Source organism: Xanthomonas sp. WHRI 8932A, assembly GCF_035012785.1.
GTDB lineage: Bacteria > Pseudomonadota > Gammaproteobacteria > Xanthomonadales > Xanthomonadaceae > Xanthomonas.
On the sequence record NZ_JAYGQQ010000007.1, the window covers coordinates 121,975 to 137,624 of the forward strand.

A 15,650-nucleotide genomic window follows, 5' to 3' on the forward strand; every position below is an offset into this window, starting at 1 on the left:
ACCCCATGAGCAACACCGTTTTCATCGGCGCGAAGGAATATTTCCCCGGCATCGGCAAGATCGGCTTCGAAGGCCGCGACTCCGATAACCCGCTCGCGTTCAAGGTCTACGACGCCAACAAGAAAATCGGCGACAAGACCATGGCCGAGCATCTGCGCTTTGCCGTGGCCTACTGGCACAGCTTCTGCGGCAACGGCGCCGATCCGTTCGGCCCAGGCACGCGCGCGTATCCGTGGGATGCGGGCAATACCGCGCTGGGTCGCGCCGAAGCCAAGGCCGATGCCGCGTTCGAATTCTTCACCAAGTTGGGCGTGCCGTATTACTGCTTCCACGACATCGACCTGTCGCCGGATGCCGACGACATCGGCGAATACGAAAGCAACCTCACCCACATGGTCGGCATCGCCAAGCAGCGCCAGGCCGATACCGGCATCAAGCTGCTGTGGGGCACTGCCAACCTGTTCTCGCACCCGCGCTACATGAATGGCGCATCCACCAACCCGGACTTCAATGTGGTGGCGCGTGCGGCGGTGCAGGTCAAGGCTGCGATCGATGCCACCGTGGAATTGGGCGGCGAAAACTACGTGTTCTGGGGCGGCCGCGAAGGCTATGCCTGCCTGCACAACACGCAGATGAAGCGCGAGCAGGACAACATGGCGCGCTTCCTCACCCTGGCACGCGACTACGGCCGTGCGATCGGATTCAAAGGCAATTTCCTGATCGAGCCCAAGCCCATGGAGCCGATGAAGCACCAGTACGACTTCGACAGCGCCACGGTGATCGGCTTCCTGCGTCAGCATGGCCTGGACCAGGATTTCAAACTCAATATCGAAGCCAACCACGCGACGTTGTCGGGCCACAGCTTCGAGCATGACCTGCAGGTGGCATCCGATGCCGGCCTGCTCGGCAGCATCGATGCCAACCGCGGCAACCCGCAGAACGGCTGGGATACCGACCAGTTCCCGACCGACCTGTACGACACCGTCGGCGCGATGCTGGTAGTGCTGCGGCAGGGCGGGCTGGCACCGGGCGGCTTGAACTTCGATGCCAAGGTGCGTCGCGAATCGTCCGACCCGCAGGACCTGTTCATGGCGCATATCGGCGGCATGGACGCGTTCGCACGCGGTCTGGAAGTGGCCAATGCGCTGCTGACGTCCTCGCCGCTGGAAACCTGGCGCGCCGAGCGTTACGCCAGCTTCGACAGCGGCGCCGGTGCGGCGTTCGTCAATGGGTCCAGCACGCTGGTGGACGTGGCCAAGCATGCGGCCGGCAATGTGCCGACCCAGATCAGCGGCCGCCAGGAAGCCTACGAAAACCTGATCAATCAGTACCTGACGCGTTGATGTCCCGTGGCGGGCGGCGCATCGCGTCGCCGGCCGACGGCGGCCACACCAGTGACCGCTCCCTTGCATGTTTCCAGGTGAACCCATGTCCAGTGTCTCCGTAAACGGCGCCCCCGATGCCGGTGAGAACACCCGTTTCATCGTCCTGATCAGTTGCGTTGCAACGATCGGCGGTTTTTTGTTCGGTTTCGATAGCGGCGTGATCAACGGCACTGTCGATGGCCTGAAGCAGACTTTCCATTCCAGCGCAGCCGAGACCGGATTCGAGGTCGCCTCGATGCTGCTGGGTTGCGCCATCGGCGCCTTCTTCGCCGGCCGCCTGGCCGACCGTTGGGGCCGCCGCGCGGTCCTGATCATTTCTGCGGCGCTGTTCCTGCTCTCGGCCATCGGTGCCGGTGCCTCGCACAGCTCCGGCTTTTTCATCTTCGCGCGCGTCATGGGCGGCTTTGCCGTTGGTGCGGCGAGCGTTATTTCACCGGCCTACATCGCCGAGGTTGCCTCCGCGCGCTATCGCGGCCGGCTCGCCACGATGCAGCAGATCGCCATCATCAGCGGGCTGTTTTGCGCCTTCCTGAGCAACTATCTGCTCGCCAACGCGGCGGGTGCCTCCACCGAGCCGTTGTGGGCCGGGCAGGCCGCCTGGCGCTGGATGTTCTGGATGCAGGCGATTCCGTCGCTGGCGTTCCTGCTGTTGCTGCTGGTCATCCCCGAAAGCCCGCGCTACCTGGTGGTCAAGGGCCGTCGCGAGCAGGCGCTGGTGGTGCTCAAGCGGCTGTACGGCAACGCTGCTGCGCAGACCAAGCTGACCGAGATCTCCGCGTCCATGTCGGCCGACCAGCACAAGCCCAAGTTCTCCGACCTGATCAGCAAGGCCACCGGCAAGGTTCGCCCCATCGTCTGGATCGGCGTCGGCCTGGCGGTGTTCCAGCAATTGGTCGGCATCAACGTGGTGTTCTATTACGGCGCGGTGTTGTGGCAGGCGGTGGGCTTCTCCGAACAGGATGCACTGCTGATCAACGTGCTCTCCGGCGGCCTGAGTATCGGCGCCTGCCTGGTCACGGTGATGCTGGTCGACAAGATCGGCCGCAAGCCGCTACTGTGGATCGGCTCGGTCGGCATGGCAGTGTCGCTGGCCTTGGTGACTTATGCGTTCGCCACCGCGTCGCTGGACGCCACAGGCAAGCTGGCGATGTCCGATGCCATGGGCATGCTGGCACTGGTGGCCGCCAACGTCTACGTGGTGTTCTTCAACGCCTCGTGGGGCCCGGTGATGTGGGTGATGTTGGGCGAGATGTTCCCCAACCAGATCCGCGGTTCGGGCCTGGCCATTGCCGGTGCCGCGCAGTGGACTTCCAACTTCGCCATCACCGTCAGCTTCCCGATCCTGCTCGGCAGCATCGGTCTCGCCGGCGCCTACGGCATCTACACGGTTGCCGCCTTCATCTCGGTGTTCTTCGTGCTCAAGTACGTCTACGAGACCAAGGGCAAGGAGTTGGAGCAGATGGAAGGTTGATTTAGCCTGCTATGCAACTTTCGGCATGAAAAAAGAAGAAAGCCGCGCAACAACGCGGCTTTCTTTTATGTCCTAGCGCATGCGGCGTCGAAGACGACTGCTGCATAAGCGCATCAAGATGAGTGTTGATGGCTTGAGTGTTCCTGCACCTGATCCGGTCAGGGCGACGCGATGCCGGCTAGCGCACTTCCTCGAGTTGAGTGACGCACCAGTAAAGTGCAAAGCGTGTCCTCGAATGCATTTGCCGAGTGAAGAGCAACTGCCTCTTCTAGCGAATTGTGCGCCACCGCTATACTCCAATCCGCAGTTCCCTCCAGACTAGGGTGAATCGTGGAACCAAGGAGTGGTGGTATGGCTTCAGCCAGGGAAGTCCTCAGGGGCACGCTGATCGGCGTGTGCTACGGACTTACGTTTGTGATGCTTTGGTTCTGCTCGATAGACCAGTGGTACCTGCCTGTCGGCTTGCGCGTCATCACCTTGCTGTTTCGGCCGTACCGTGAGTGGCCGTTTTTGTTGGCGGGTGACGCTGCTGCCATGCTCTGGCTGCGCGTCCCACTGGCACTGCGCCAAGATTACAGCTTGATATGGGCCTATCTCAGTCCGTTTTTGCACGCGCCAATGATTGCGTACGTTATATGGCTAGCAAGGCATCATTCGCGCGGGCAGGTCTACCAAGTTCGTTGGTTGATCCCATTTGCCATCGCTGTCGCTTTTTGTAATTCATTGTGGAGCATTGTGATCAATGCACTGCTGGATGGCCCGGCGACAGTTAACTTTTTGGAGTTCCTACTCCGTTATTGGGTAGGTAGCTATCTCGGCATCTTGATGTTCCTGCTTCCAGTGATGCTTTGGTCGCCCAAGCAGTCGCAGCCGATCAGGGCTGAATTGCCACGTGATCTTGGTGCTTCGGTAGTCGCCATCGTTGCGTTGTTTTATATGCTCAATTACACGCACGATGCGCTTCCCCGTAACATCTTGATGATCGCATTGATAGGGCCCGCAGTTTTATTGACTCGACGTCACGGCATTACAGGGACTGCTCTAGGTACCTTGTTGGCGATGGTGGCGCTTGCTATCAGTATTCCAAAGGTCTATCAAATTGGATTCTATGATCCGAATCTTTTTTTGATTCAGTTGTTCCATGTCCTGGTAAGTGCCACGCTTTTCATTTTTGGTGCTCGTCTGACCATTCCTTTTGAGCGATTCGATACGATCCGCAGAATCAGGGCGGACTCGCAACAGGCCGTAAAAGATAGTTATTTAGGTGCCGAACGTACCTTGCGCAATCAAGTGTTGGAGTATTCGGATGTCAATGCTCAGATCAATCGAATGCGCAAAGATATTGTGGCGGATTTGCGTTCGAGGGGGCATCACGCGGCTGCGATGGAAATTACTCGTGTCGCTGTGATTGAATCTCGGCTTCTTCAGGAGTATGTCGCCAATTTGTACCCTCTGGAGATTGAAACGCACGGCTTGTTTCAATCGCTGCGTTCGCCAGCTTTGGCGCGATTCAAATCCACAGGGTTCGAGTATCTTTTGCGAGGGGATTGCCGTCAGCTCTCACTCGGTCTTCAGTTGGCTGCCTATCGCTGCACGCTTAGTGCAATCGAGTTGCTGCCCCATGCAAACAAGCATTTTATCCAAGCCCGCGCATGGCGGGGCCGGGGTGGGCAAGGTGTTGTGATACGTGTGTTCGCGGATACATCTTTGGTGGACTCCGTGCGGCGCGACTCGCCCGAAGCGGAAGCCGAGTTTCGCGCCCGATTGAAATCGCATGGCGGCATGTTCCGTCGCCGCCATGCGTTAGTACTCACCTTCCTTGTCGCGGAGGCGTCTGCTGTTACTTCGAAGGAGAGACTCTCCAGTGTTCCCCGTTGGCTTGCGACTCGACGTGCACAGTGAAATTTGCATTCCGATAGACCATGCGAGACGTGTTGCTGATTGCACTATTCACGTTGAAAGAAACCGCGTTTTCCGAAATAGAGTTGGTGGTCGGTACTGAAACGCGGTCGACATCCTTGCCCATTGGGACTACCCAAAGCGCATTGTCGACACGCGCGACCACGGCCCGTACTGTGCCTGCGGTGTCGTTGATTTGCAGGTAGGTGACGCCATCACGTTGAAATTCGTAAATGGACCAAGCGGCATCCAATGCGAGGTTAGTGGCACTCGGATGGTTTTCGCCGAGTCCGGTTGCTCTCACTCCTACGCCTCCGGAAGGACAACATGTTTGAGCGATCGCATGACCCATCACCAGAAATCCCGTTAGCACAAGAATTGCTTTCAGTGCATTATTTTTCGCGTCCATAATGTCTTTGCCTTCCCCCTGCATGGGGCAACTCCGCCTGCAATTCAGGCGCTTATACGTTACGTGTTGAGGGAAGCGTTTTGTTGATTGTTTGTCGCATAAAAACGCGACCACATATCACGGGTGATAAATAAGCGTAGTCAACCACGGTATGCATCCCGGACCCATCTTCTTCACCAAGCGTCGCGGCTTTGAGAGGTGCTTACTTAGCCGAGCACTCGCTGCCGGCACGCTCGAACCATTCAATCACTTGCCGGTGGTGTGCCAGGCCCCAACGACGCAGAAATTGTTGGGTTTGGTGGTTGGCGGTGTCGCGCAGTTCGATGAGGCGCTGCGCAATGAAGACCGGCGTCAGCGGCTGGGCACAAGCGATCTCGATGCAGTGACGCCAGGCAGAGTAGCTATCAGGAAGGTGGGCAGACATCGGGCGGGCTCCAGGGCGGGTTGTTAGATGAATGTCGAGGCACAGGGTTGGACGTTCCCTAGTGCTGCGACAGCGTTGTGTTATATTATAACAATTACGGATCTTCGCGCGCTTCCTGCCTCTCGTGTCTTACCCCCTATCTCTGTCTAAATGCTGTTCGATCGTGCGTCACCCTCCACGGATTCCCCTGTCCGGGCGAGCTGATGGCTCGGGCAGGCGCGGGTGCCAACGATGAACCGGCGACATCTGTTGCAAGGCGCGAGCGCTGCGTTGCTGCTGTCGCCCGTTGCCGGCTATACGCAAGGTCTTCCTTCCCTGCTTGAGTGCAGCGTGCAGCAGCAAGGCGATGTACTGCGTCTTCGGCTGGCCTTGAGTGGACAGGCTGGTTATCGCAGTTTCGGCTTGTCGGGTCCTGAGCGTTTGGTGATCGATTTATCCGGTGTGTCGGCACAATCGCCCCACATCGTGCCGCCAGCTGACGATGTTGCGGTCACACGCATCCGCAGCGGGCCACACGCCGATGGGATGCGTGTGGTGCTCGATCTGGCCCAGCCGGTCGCAGTCACTAAGCACTGGGACGGCAATGTTTTGTTACTGGACCTGGTTGCCGCATCCAGCGCGGTGCCGCTGCCGACAGTCGTTGCTGCAGACGCGCCGGTCATCGCGATGCGCTCGCGCCTGCATCCGTACGTGATCGCCATCGACGCCGGCCATGGCGGCAAGGATCCCGGTGCGGTCAGTGCCGATGCGCGTTATGAGAAGTATGTCGCCATGGCGGTGGCTGGGCGTCTGCATCAGCGGCTCGTTGCCGACACGCGCTATCGACCGACCATGATCCGTAGCGACGACCGTTTCGTACCGTTGCACGAACGGGTGTTGATCGCCCATCGCCACAATGCCGATCTGTTCGTGTCCATCCATGCCGACGCCGCGCCCAACGCGCAGGCCAGCGGCGCGTCGGTGTTTGCTTTGTCCGAAAATGGTGCCAGCTCGACGTTGGCGCGTTGGATTGCCGACAGCGAGAACGCCGCAGACGACATGGGCGACAACGCACGCCGGCTGCGCGTGCCGAGCAATCCGGTGCTGTCGCAGGTACTGGCCGATCTGTCGCTGAGCGGAACCATCGCCAGCAGCGTTGCGTTCGGTAATTTGATGCTGGGCCGCCTGCAGCACGTGACCCGGCTGCATCAGCCTCAGGTGGGGCAGGCCGGTTTTGCGGTGCTGAAGTCGCCCGACATTCCCTCGCTGCTGGTGGAAACCGGCTTCATGAGCAACCGCGACGATTGCTATCGCTTATGCGGCGATGCGCATCAGGACGAGCTCGCGCAGACCCTGCATGCGGGCATCGACGACTACTTCCAGGCATTTCCTGGCCGCGCCTGATACGCGGCTGTCATCTTCATCATCAACGAGTTCCCGATGTCCGCCACGCTTCCCGATGTTGCCGTTACCGAACCGCCCGCGTTGAGCGCACCGCTGCGCTGGGTGGGCATGCACGATATTGCCATCCCCGTACGCCTGGATGAGGCCGAGCCCAGCGGCACCGTCTCGGCTCGCGCCAGCGTGCAGGTCGATCTACCGCGCCCCGAGATCAAGGGCATCCATATGTCGCGGCTGTATCGCCTCTTGGACCGGCATCTGGAACAGCCGGTCTCGCCAGCGATGTTGTCGCAGTTGCTGCAGGCCTTGATCGACAGCCATGCCGACTGCGGCAGCCGGGCGGCGCGGGTGACGCTGTCGTTCGAGGTGATGCTGCGCACGCCGGCTTTGCTCAGCGAAGGCCTGGCCGGCTGGCGCGCATACCCCGTGCGCATCGATGCGCAGTGCAGGGCAGGGCGCAGCCAGGTCCAACTGCAGATCGACGTGCTGTATGCCTCGACCTGCCCGTGTTCGGCGGCATTGTCGCGGCAGTTGTTGAGCGAGGCATTTGTGCAGCAGCACGCCGGTCGCGCTGCGGTGCCGTTGGACGACATTGCGCAGTGGCTGCAGGTGCACGGTTCGTACGCCACACCGCACAGTCAGCGCAGCCTGGCGCAGGTGCGCGTGGATCTGTTGGCCTGCCTGCAGCGGCTGGATATCCGTGCATTGATCGGCGTCTGCGAACAGGCATTGGCGACGCCGGTGCAGGCGGCGGTGCGGCGGATCGACGAGCAGGCATTCGCACGTTTGAACGGCGCCAACCTGATGTACGTGGAAGATGCCGCGCGGCGTTTGCGCATGGCGTTGGCCGAGCGCTACACGTCCTTCGACGTGGCAGTGCGCCACCTGGAAAGTTTGCATGCCCATGACGCCGTTGCCGAAACCGGCAGCGATGAAGATCGCACATCCCCGTTTGCCAGTTGAGGAGAGGCCATGCACTGCAAGTATCCAAGGCGTGTCGCGCGGATGGCGCGCAAGTACGGCATGTCGGCTATCGCGATGGGGCAGGGGCGATACAACATGCGCTGCGCGCCAGGGATCGATCTGTCTGTGCTGCTGGCACTCATCGTGTTGCTGTGATCGACCAGCCTGCGGATCACGCCGCGCACGCGTGGCAGTGCAGCAGATCGCTCGGCAGAGTGCGATCTCGATTGCTTCCAGGTCGGCCAATGGTGTGGCGCTCAACCGGACTCGGCCAGATGACTCGATTGGCCTAAGAGTGCTGTGACGGAGGCTGCCGAACGTCACGGCCTGTGCGGTCACGCTGCCCGCCGCTGCAGCGCCGCCGCCCATTAAAACTACCTGCGCCACAATGCAAAAACCCCGCAATGCGGGGCTTTGGCGTGGTCTGCAGCAGGACGAACGTGGTGCTCCCTAGGGGACTCGAACCCCTGTTTTAGCCTTGAGAGGGCCACGTCCTAACCATTAGACGAAGGGAGCGTTTTTGTCGCGTCTTGTGCAGCGCGCTAGTATAGTGAGGTAATAGCCGTTGGGCAATCCTGCAACACAAGACGGAAGCGCCATCATCGAACCCTCAGTTACATCCCCGTTCACGCTGCGCGTCATCCCACGCGATCAGCACACCATTTCGCGTAAGGACATCAGCCCCAACGCGCTGCGCGTGCTGTATCGCCTGCGCGAGTCCGGCTTTGGCGCCTATCTGGTCGGTGGCGCAGTCCGCGACCTGCTGGTCGGTGGCCACCCCAAGGATTTCGACGTTGCAACCAGCGCCACGCCGGAAGAAGTCAAGGCGCTGTTCCGCAATTGCCGGTTGATCGGCCGCCGCTTTCGTCTGGCGCACGTGGTGTTCGGCCGCGAGATCATCGAAGTTGCCACGTTCCGCGCCAACATCGACGATGGCAGCGGCGACCGCGAGCTGGATAACGGCCGCCTGGTGCGCGACAACGTCTACGGCAGCATCGAAGACGATGCGATCCGTCGCGACTTCACCTGCAACGCCTTGTACTACGCGATCGAAGATTTTTCGGTGCGCGATTACTGCGGCGGCTTCGAAGACGTGCAGGCACGCCTGATGAAGTTGATCGGCGACCCGGAGCTGCGTTACCAGGAAGATCCGGTGCGTATGCTGCGTGCAGTGCGCCTGGCGGCCAAGTTGAACTTCGAAATCGAAGCCGGCAGCGCCGAACCGATCCCGCGTCTGGCCGGGCTGTTGTCCGAAGCCGCGCCGGCACGCCTGTTCGAAGAAATTCTCAAGCTGTTCCTGTCCGGGCACGGCGTGGCCAGTTTCGAAGGCCTGGAGCGTTACGGCCTACTCGGTGCGTTGTTCCCCGAGAGTGCAGCGGCGCTCAAATCCAACCGTAGCGGCGCATTGCGCGCGATGGTGCTGGAAGGTTTGCGCAATACCGATGCGCGCGTGGCCAACGACGAGCCGGTGTCGCCGGCCTTCCTGTTCGCGTTGCTGCTGTGGCCGGCGTTCTGCCGCACCTTGATGGGGCTGCAGGCGCAGGGCGTGCAGCCGGAAGATGCGCAGCGGCGCGCCGCCGACCGGGTCACCTTGCACCAGCTTGAGCGGGTGGCGTTGCCGCGCCGCTTCTCGCTGCCGATGCAGGAAATCTGGTTGCTACAGACGCGCTTCTCGTCGCGTCAACGCAAGCGCGTGTTCCGTACCTTGTCGCATCCGCGCTTCCGCGCGGCGTTCGATTTTCTGGTGTTGCGTCAGTTCGCGTCGGCCGATCATGCGGCCGATGTGGAGTTCTGGCGCGAGGCGCAAAAGTCGTCCGGCCAGGAGCTGGTCGATGCGATCGAATCGGCGCAGGCCGATCACGACGGCGACGAGGGTGCGCCGCGCAAACGTCGCCGTCGTCGTCGTCGCACCGGCGCGTCGGCAGGCGAGTAAGGCATGCATGTCGCCTTTGTCGGCCTGGGTGCCAACCTGGGCCCGGCCGAGGCCAGCGTGCGCGAGGCCATCGCTGCGCTCGGCGCGCTGCCGCAGTCCACGCTGATTGCGGCTTCGCGCCTGTACCGCACGCCGGCCTGGGGCCACGAGAACCAGCCCGACTTCATCAATGCCGTGGCGCAGCTGCGTACCGAGCTGGCGCCGCTGCCGCTGCTGGAGGGCTTGCTCGGCATTGAGCAGTCGTTCGGCCGTGAGCGCCGCGCCGGCGAGCGCTGGGGCCCGCGCACGCTCGATCTGGACCTGCTGCTGTACGCCGATCAAGTGATCGATCTGCCGCAGCTGCAGGTGCCGCACCCGCATCTGCACGCGCGCGGCTTCGCGCTGCTGCCGTTGTCCGAGCTGGCACCGGAGGCCATCATTCCAGGTCATGGAACAGTGCGGCACGCATTGCAGGCCATCGATGTCTGCGGGCTGGAGCCGATTGGGTAGATAATGGCCGGCTTATCACCCCACGTAATGACTTCATGAGCAGCCACGCCGACAGCAAGCCCTGGACCGTGCCCGCCTTGGCGCAGGCCAAGCGCGAGGGTCGAAAACTGGTGATGTTGACCGCCTACGACGCCGGGTTTGCGCGCAGCTTCGACGCCAATGGCGTGGACCTGATCCTGGTCGGCGACTCGCTCGGCATGGTGGTGCAGGGGCACGATTCCACCTTGCCGGTCACCACCGCCGACATGGTCTACCACACCGCTGCGGTCGCGCGCGTGCTGGAGCGGGCCTTGCTGGTGGCCGATCTGTCGTTCCAGGCCGATGCCACGCCCGAACGTGCGCTCGATGCCGCCACCCAGCTGCTGCAGGCCGGTGCGGAGATGGTCAAGATCGAAGGCGCCGGGCACAAGCTCGACGTCATCCGTTACCTGGTGGAGCGCGAGATTCCGGTGTGTTCGCACCTGGGGCTCACCCCGCAATCGGTGCTGCGGTTTGGTGGCTACAAGGTGCAGGGCCGCGGCGAAGCCGGCGAGCAATTGCGCCGCGATGCGCGGGCGGTGGTCGACGCAGGAGCCAGCCTGGTGGTGCTGGAATGCGTGCCCACGCCGATCGCCGCGCAGATCAGCGCCGACCTCAGCGTGCCCACCATCGGCATCGGTGCCGGCCCGGGCTGCGATGGCCAGGTGCTGGTGATGCACGACATGCTGGGTCTGGACAGCGGCCATCGCCGGCCCAAGTTCGTCAAGGATTTCCTGGCCGAAGGCGGCTCGGTGGCCGGTGCAGTGCGTGCCTATGCGCAGGCCGTGCGTGATGGCAGCTTCCCCGATGCAGAGCACGCGTACGCCGCATGATCCAGACCATTACCGATCTTTCCACCTTGCGCGCCCTGGTCACCGGCTGGAAGCGCGAGGGCCTGCGCGTGGCGCTGGTGCCGACCATGGGCAACCTGCACGCCGGGCATTATTCGCTGGTGATGCTGGCGCGCCAGTATGCCGACCGCGTGGTGTCGAGCGTGTTCGTCAACCCGACCCAGTTCGGGCCCAATGAAGACTTCGCCCGCTACCCGCGCACGCCCGAGGCCGACCTGCGTGGGTTGGAAGACGCCGGTTGCGATGCGCTGTGGCTGCCGGACGTAGACACCATGTATCCGCTCGGCACCGCGTTGGCTACACCGGTCCACGCACCGGGCGTCAGCGATGTGCTGGAAGGCGTGTGCCGGCCGGGGCATTTCGATGGCGTCTGCACGGTGGTGGCGCGTCTGTTCAACCAGGTGCAGCCGGATGTAGCTGCATTCGGCAAGAAGGACTACCAACAGCTGGCGGTGATCCGGCAGATGGCGGCCGACCTCGCATTTCCGATCGAGATCCTGGGCGGCAGCATCGTGCGTGAAGCCGACGGCCTGGCGATGAGTTCGCGTAACCAGTATCTGTCGGCCGAAGATCGGCCCGTGTCGGCACAGATCCGCAAGGTGCTGCTGCAGATGCGCGACAGGTACACCGCCGGCACGCCACGCGCGCAGGTTGAAGAAAGCGCCGTGCAGGCGCTGGAACAGGCCGGTTTCCGGGTCGATTACGCGGTGGTGCGCCTGCCCGATCTGAACGAGCCGGACGATAGCAATGCCGGTGCGCGTGTGGCCTTGGTCGCCGCGCGTCTGGGCGCGACGCGGCTGATCGACAACCTGGAATTCTGAGACTGCCCGGATCGCCGCGTGCTGCCGCGCTGGGCGGTAGCGACAAGCGCGCGATCCAGGGCCAAAGGTCGGGGCCAAAGGTCTTGCCTCACCGCCGCCTGAAGCCCTCACCAGCGGCCGCGCGGCACCCGGGTGAGCGCGGGCGCTTTCCGCTAAAATGCCATCTTTCCTTTCGTTGTTGCCTGCGTCCATGCACCTGTCCCTGCTCAAAGCCAAGATCCACCGCGCCACCGTCACTCACTCCGAGCTCAATTACGAAGGCTCGATCGCCATCGACGGCCTGCTGCTGGAAGCGACCGGCATCCGCGAATTCGAACAGGTCCACATCTGGGACGTCACCAACGGTGCGCGCTTCAGCACCTACGCCATCCGTGCCGAAGACGGCAGCGGCATCCTGTCGCTCAACGGCGGTGCTGCGCGTCACGTGCAAGTGGGCGATCTGATCATCGTGGCTGCGTTCGCCAGCATGAGCGAAGACGAAGCCAAGACCTTCAAGCCCAATCTGGTATATGTGGACGCGCACAACGCAATCTCCCACACCAACCACAGCATCCCCACGCAGGCCGCATGACACAGACCAACGGATTCGACGCGCTTCACGCCCACGCCCAGCGCCTGCGCGGCGCTGCCATCCCCGCATTGCTTGCCGCCGAGCCGGAACGGCCGACGCAATACGCCAGGCAAGTCGGTCCGTTGTATTTCAATTTCGCGCGCCAGAAGTACGACCGCGCAGCGCTCGACGCACTGTTCGCCATCGCGCGCGAGCGCGATCTGGCCGGTGCATTTCAGCGCCTGTTTCGTGGCGAGCAGGTCAATGTCACCGAACAGCGCGCTGCATTGCACACCGCGTTGCGTGGCGATTTGACCGACGCGCCGGTGGCCTCTGAGGCTTATGCCACCGCTGCGGAAGTGCGCCAGCGCATGGGTGCGTTGATCGAGCAACTCGAAGCCACCGACGTCACCGATATCGTCAGTGTCGGCATCGGTGGGTCGGACCTGGGTCCGCGTCTGGTCGCCGATGCATTGCGTCCGGTGACCGGTGCGCGCTTCCGCGTGCATTTCGTGTCCAACGTCGATGGCGCCGCCATGCAGCGCACGCTGGCCACGCTGGACCCGGCACGCACCGCCGGCATCCTGATTTCCAAGACCTTCGGCACCCAGGAAACCCTGCTCAACGGCGGCATCCTGCATGCCTGGTTGGGCGGCAGCGAGCGCCTGTTTGCAGTGAGCGCCAACCCCGAGCGCGCGGCCAAGGCATTCGACATCGCACCAAGCCGCGTGCTGCCGATGTGGGATTGGGTCGGCGGGCGCTATTCGTTGTGGTCGGCGGTCGGTTTCCCGATTGCGCTGGCGATCGGCTTCGAACGTTTCGAACAGCTGCTCGAAGGCGCCGCGCAGTTCGATGCGCATGCGCTCAACACGCCGCTGGAAGAAAACGTCGCGGTGCTGCACGGCCTGACTGCGGTGTGGAACCGCAATCTGCTCGGCAGCGCCACGCATGCGGTGATGACCTACGACCAGCGCCTGGCCCTGCTGCCGGCGTATCTGCAACAGCTGGTGATGGAGAGCCTGGGCAAGCGCGTCAAGCTCGATGGCTCGGCGGTCGACAGCGACACCGTGGCGGTGTGGTGGGGCGGTGCGGGCACCGATGTGCAGCACAGCTTTTTCCAGGCGCTGCATCAGGGCACCAGCGTGGTGCCGGCCGATTTCATCGGCACCGTGCACAACGACGACCCGTATGCCGAGAACCACGTGGCCCTGATGGCCAATGTGTTGGCGCAGACCGAGGCGTTGGCCAATGGTCAGGACAGCAGCGACCCGCACCGTAGCTATCCGGGAGGCCGTCCGAGCACGGTGATCCTGCTCGATGCGCTCACTCCGCAGGCGCTGGGCGCATTGATCTCGATGTACGAGCACAGCGTCTACGTGCAATCGGTGATGTGGGGCATCAACGCGTTCGACCAGTTCGGTGTGGAGCTGGGCAAGCAGCTGGCCAGCCAGTTGCTGCCGGCACTGAAGGGCGAGTCGGCCGACGTCGCCGACCCGGTGACGCGCGAGCTGCTGAGCAAGTTGCGCGGCTGAGCGACTGCGCAGCTGTAGCGTCAAACGACGGGGCCTGCGGGCCCCGTTTCAGTTTGGGCGGCTAACAAGACGACTGCGCTCGCCGCCAGATGGGTGCGGCCGCTGCTGGGTGCAGCGTATTTACTCGTCTGTCTTAGTGCTGAGTGCGCCGTTTGCACCCACCTGATGACTGCCCACTACGGTTTTTAGCCTCTCGTGTAGGGTTTGGCGTGGAGTAGTCCAAAATGGACAAATTTCCAAAAATGGGTATTTTGGCGTAGCCTGGGACCACTCACATCGCAGGACCGCCCCATGTCCCGTCATCAGGACTTGCCCGAGCTCGAAAAAGCGCCAGCGGCCGACATCAAGATCAAGGGCTGGCCCAGCCTGATGCGCAAGGTGCGCACCCATGGCGCGGTGGTCATCACCAATCACAATCACCCCGAAGCGGTGGTGGTGGATGCGGATAAATACCGGCATCTGGTGCGGCAGGCCAGCGCGCTTGCCGATGCGGCCACGCGCGCGCAGTCGCTGCAGGCCTTGCAGGTCAGATTCGACGCGCATCTTGCCGCGGTCACCGATGGCGCGGTGCTGGGACAGGTGATCGCCAAGCCCGCACGCCGTGGCCGCAAAATTCCCTTGGGTCCGTCGCTCTGATCGATGGGACATATTCTGGTACTGGCCGGCGTCAACGGTGCCGGCAAGAGTTCGCTGCTGGGCACCTTGCTGCAGGAAGACGGCGCTACCTGGTTCAACCCGGATGCCTTCACCCGGCAACTGGTGGAGCAGGGCTGGACGTTGGAAGAGGCCAATGCCCAGGCTTGGCAGGAAGGTGTGCGACGGCTGCGCCAGGCAATGGCGGACGGCAGCGATTACGCCTTCGAAACCACGTTGGGCGCAACCACCATCCCGCGCTTGCTGCGCGAGGCCTGCGAACGGCACACGGTGGCAGTCTGGTTCTGTGGCTTGTCGACGGTGGAGTTGCATATCGAACGCGTTGCAGCGCGGGTTGCCGGCGGAGGTCATGCGATCGCCGAGCACAAGATCCGCGAGCGCTTCGATGCCTCGCGCGCCAATCTGATCGCCTTGCTGCCGCATCTGTCGGTGCTGCACGTCTACGACAACAGCGCCGCTGCCGATGCATCGGGGCAGGCCGAGCCGCTGCTGGTACTGGAACTGGATCGGGCCGGTCTGCATTACCCGCAGACGCCCGCAGAGCTGGCACAGGTACCGGAATGGGCCAAGCCCATTGTGATGGCAGCACTGGAAACGCGCCGCGTGTCTTGAAGCGTGCATCCGGGTGGGGCTGCGCGAGTTCCCTGCCTGATTCGCAACGCATGCGTTGAACATCAGAGTGGCTAGTAAAACTACTTCACACCGGTCTACCGCAGGCCGGTTGATCTGCTGCCTGGCTGCAGGGTCCTTGCCCGCCCACCCTCGCGGGACACGCCGTGAATCCGTCCCTGGAGGCTCTTACGCGGCATCCATGCCGCGTAAGGTCCCGCGAGGTTGGGCGGGCAAGGACCAGTCGGGAATGTCGGTCCGC

The 15,650-nt window shown here is 62.6% G+C and carries 15 protein-coding genes and 1 tRNA gene; 13 read left to right on the top strand and 3 right to left on the bottom strand.

The features are described from left to right. The first annotated feature begins 5 nt into the window (after nt 1-5). From xylA to VC212_RS12890, 3 genes are all read left to right on the top strand, one after another. Nucleotides 6-1,343, top strand: a complete 1,338-nt coding sequence (gene xylA, locus VC212_RS12880) for a xylose isomerase (protein ID WP_323526004.1) — start codon at nt 6-8, stop codon at nt 1,341-1,343. A gap of 85 nt (nt 1,344-1,428) precedes the next feature. Beyond that, nucleotides 1,429-2,856 (top strand): sugar porter family MFS transporter, encoded by a 1,428-nt coding sequence (locus VC212_RS12885; protein ID WP_055854773.1) that lies wholly within the window; start codon nt 1,429-1,431, stop codon nt 2,854-2,856. Nucleotides 2,857-3,207: 351 nt separating this feature from the next. Beyond that, entirely contained in the window at nt 3,208-4,758 is a 1,551-nt protein-coding gene (locus VC212_RS12890; RefSeq protein WP_323526005.1) for an MASE1 domain-containing protein, read from the top strand. Here the strand turns inward: VC212_RS12890 and VC212_RS12895 are convergent. Beyond that, nucleotides 4,697-5,188 carry a hypothetical protein gene (locus VC212_RS12895; RefSeq protein ID WP_323519123.1) on the bottom strand — a complete coding sequence of 164 codons (492 nt, stop codon included), beginning with the start codon at nt 5,186-5,188 and terminating at the stop codon, nt 4,697-4,699. The two genes, VC212_RS12890 and VC212_RS12895, sit on opposite strands and share 62 nt — an antisense overlap. A gap of 178 nt (nt 5,189-5,366) precedes the next feature. Continuing rightward, a complete protein-coding gene (locus VC212_RS12900) occupies nt 5,367-5,588 on the bottom strand; it encodes a hypothetical protein (RefSeq protein ID WP_323526006.1) in 222 nt (73 codons plus the stop codon). A 231-nt stretch (nt 5,589-5,819) separates the two neighbouring features. Here VC212_RS12900 and VC212_RS12905 point away from each other — a divergent pair, with 231 nt between their 5' ends. Both VC212_RS12905 and folE2 read left to right on the top strand, forming a co-directional pair. Then, the gene (locus VC212_RS12905; RefSeq protein WP_323526007.1) at nt 5,820-6,971 is read left to right on the top strand and encodes an N-acetylmuramoyl-L-alanine amidase; all 1,152 of its coding nucleotides are present in this window, start codon (nt 5,820-5,822) and stop codon (nt 6,969-6,971) included. A gap of 36 nt (nt 6,972-7,007) precedes the next feature. Beyond that, nucleotides 7,008-7,931 (top strand): GTP cyclohydrolase FolE2, encoded by a 924-nt coding sequence (gene folE2, locus VC212_RS12910; RefSeq protein WP_323526008.1) that lies wholly within the window; start codon nt 7,008-7,010, stop codon nt 7,929-7,931. Between the two features lie 441 nt (nt 7,932-8,372). Here folE2 and VC212_RS12915 read toward each other — a convergent pair. After that, a tRNA-Glu gene (locus tag VC212_RS12915) sits at nt 8,373-8,447 on the bottom strand. Between the two features lie 49 nt (nt 8,448-8,496). Between VC212_RS12915 and pcnB the strand changes: the two genes are divergently transcribed. The 8 genes from pcnB (at nt 8,497) to VC212_RS12955 (ending at nt 15,391) form a co-directional block, all read left to right on the top strand. Next, nucleotides 8,497-9,864, top strand: a complete 1,368-nt coding sequence (gene pcnB, locus VC212_RS12920; RefSeq protein ID WP_115511921.1) for a polynucleotide adenylyltransferase PcnB — start codon at nt 8,497-8,499, stop codon at nt 9,862-9,864. Between the two features lie 3 nt (nt 9,865-9,867). After that, on the top strand, nt 9,868-10,353 hold the full coding sequence (folK, locus tag VC212_RS12925) for a 2-amino-4-hydroxy-6-hydroxymethyldihydropteridine diphosphokinase (RefSeq protein WP_323526009.1): 486 nt from the start codon (nt 9,868-9,870) through the stop codon (nt 10,351-10,353). A 35-nt stretch (nt 10,354-10,388) separates the two neighbouring features. Continuing rightward, complete coding sequence (gene panB / locus VC212_RS12930) at nt 10,389-11,204, top strand: 3-methyl-2-oxobutanoate hydroxymethyltransferase (protein ID WP_323526010.1); 816 nt, start codon at nt 10,389-10,391, stop codon at nt 11,202-11,204. After that, nucleotides 11,201-12,043, top strand: coding sequence for a pantoate--beta-alanine ligase (panC, locus tag VC212_RS12935; protein ID WP_323519117.1), 843 nt, complete (start codon nt 11,201-11,203; stop codon nt 12,041-12,043). Before panB ends, panC begins: the two co-directional genes overlap by 4 nt. A gap of 190 nt (nt 12,044-12,233) precedes the next feature. Beyond that, nucleotides 12,234-12,614, top strand: a complete 381-nt coding sequence (panD, locus tag VC212_RS12940; RefSeq protein WP_115511917.1) for an aspartate 1-decarboxylase — start codon at nt 12,234-12,236, stop codon at nt 12,612-12,614. Further along, a complete protein-coding gene (pgi, locus tag VC212_RS12945; RefSeq protein WP_115561880.1) occupies nt 12,611-14,125 on the top strand; it encodes a glucose-6-phosphate isomerase in 1,515 nt (504 codons plus the stop codon). The genes panD and pgi overlap by 4 nt, the downstream gene beginning before the upstream one ends. Before the next feature lie 291 nt (nt 14,126-14,416). After that, the gene (locus tag VC212_RS12950; RefSeq protein ID WP_115527638.1) at nt 14,417-14,761 is read left to right on the top strand and encodes a type II toxin-antitoxin system prevent-host-death family antitoxin; all 345 of its coding nucleotides are present in this window, start codon (nt 14,417-14,419) and stop codon (nt 14,759-14,761) included. 3 nt (nt 14,762-14,764) lie between these two features. Beyond that, nucleotides 14,765-15,391: an AAA family ATPase gene (locus tag VC212_RS12955; protein WP_115527639.1), complete on the top strand. Its 627-nt coding sequence runs from the start codon at nt 14,765-14,767 to the stop codon at nt 15,389-15,391. The last annotated feature ends 259 nt before the right edge of the window (nt 15,392-15,650 follow it).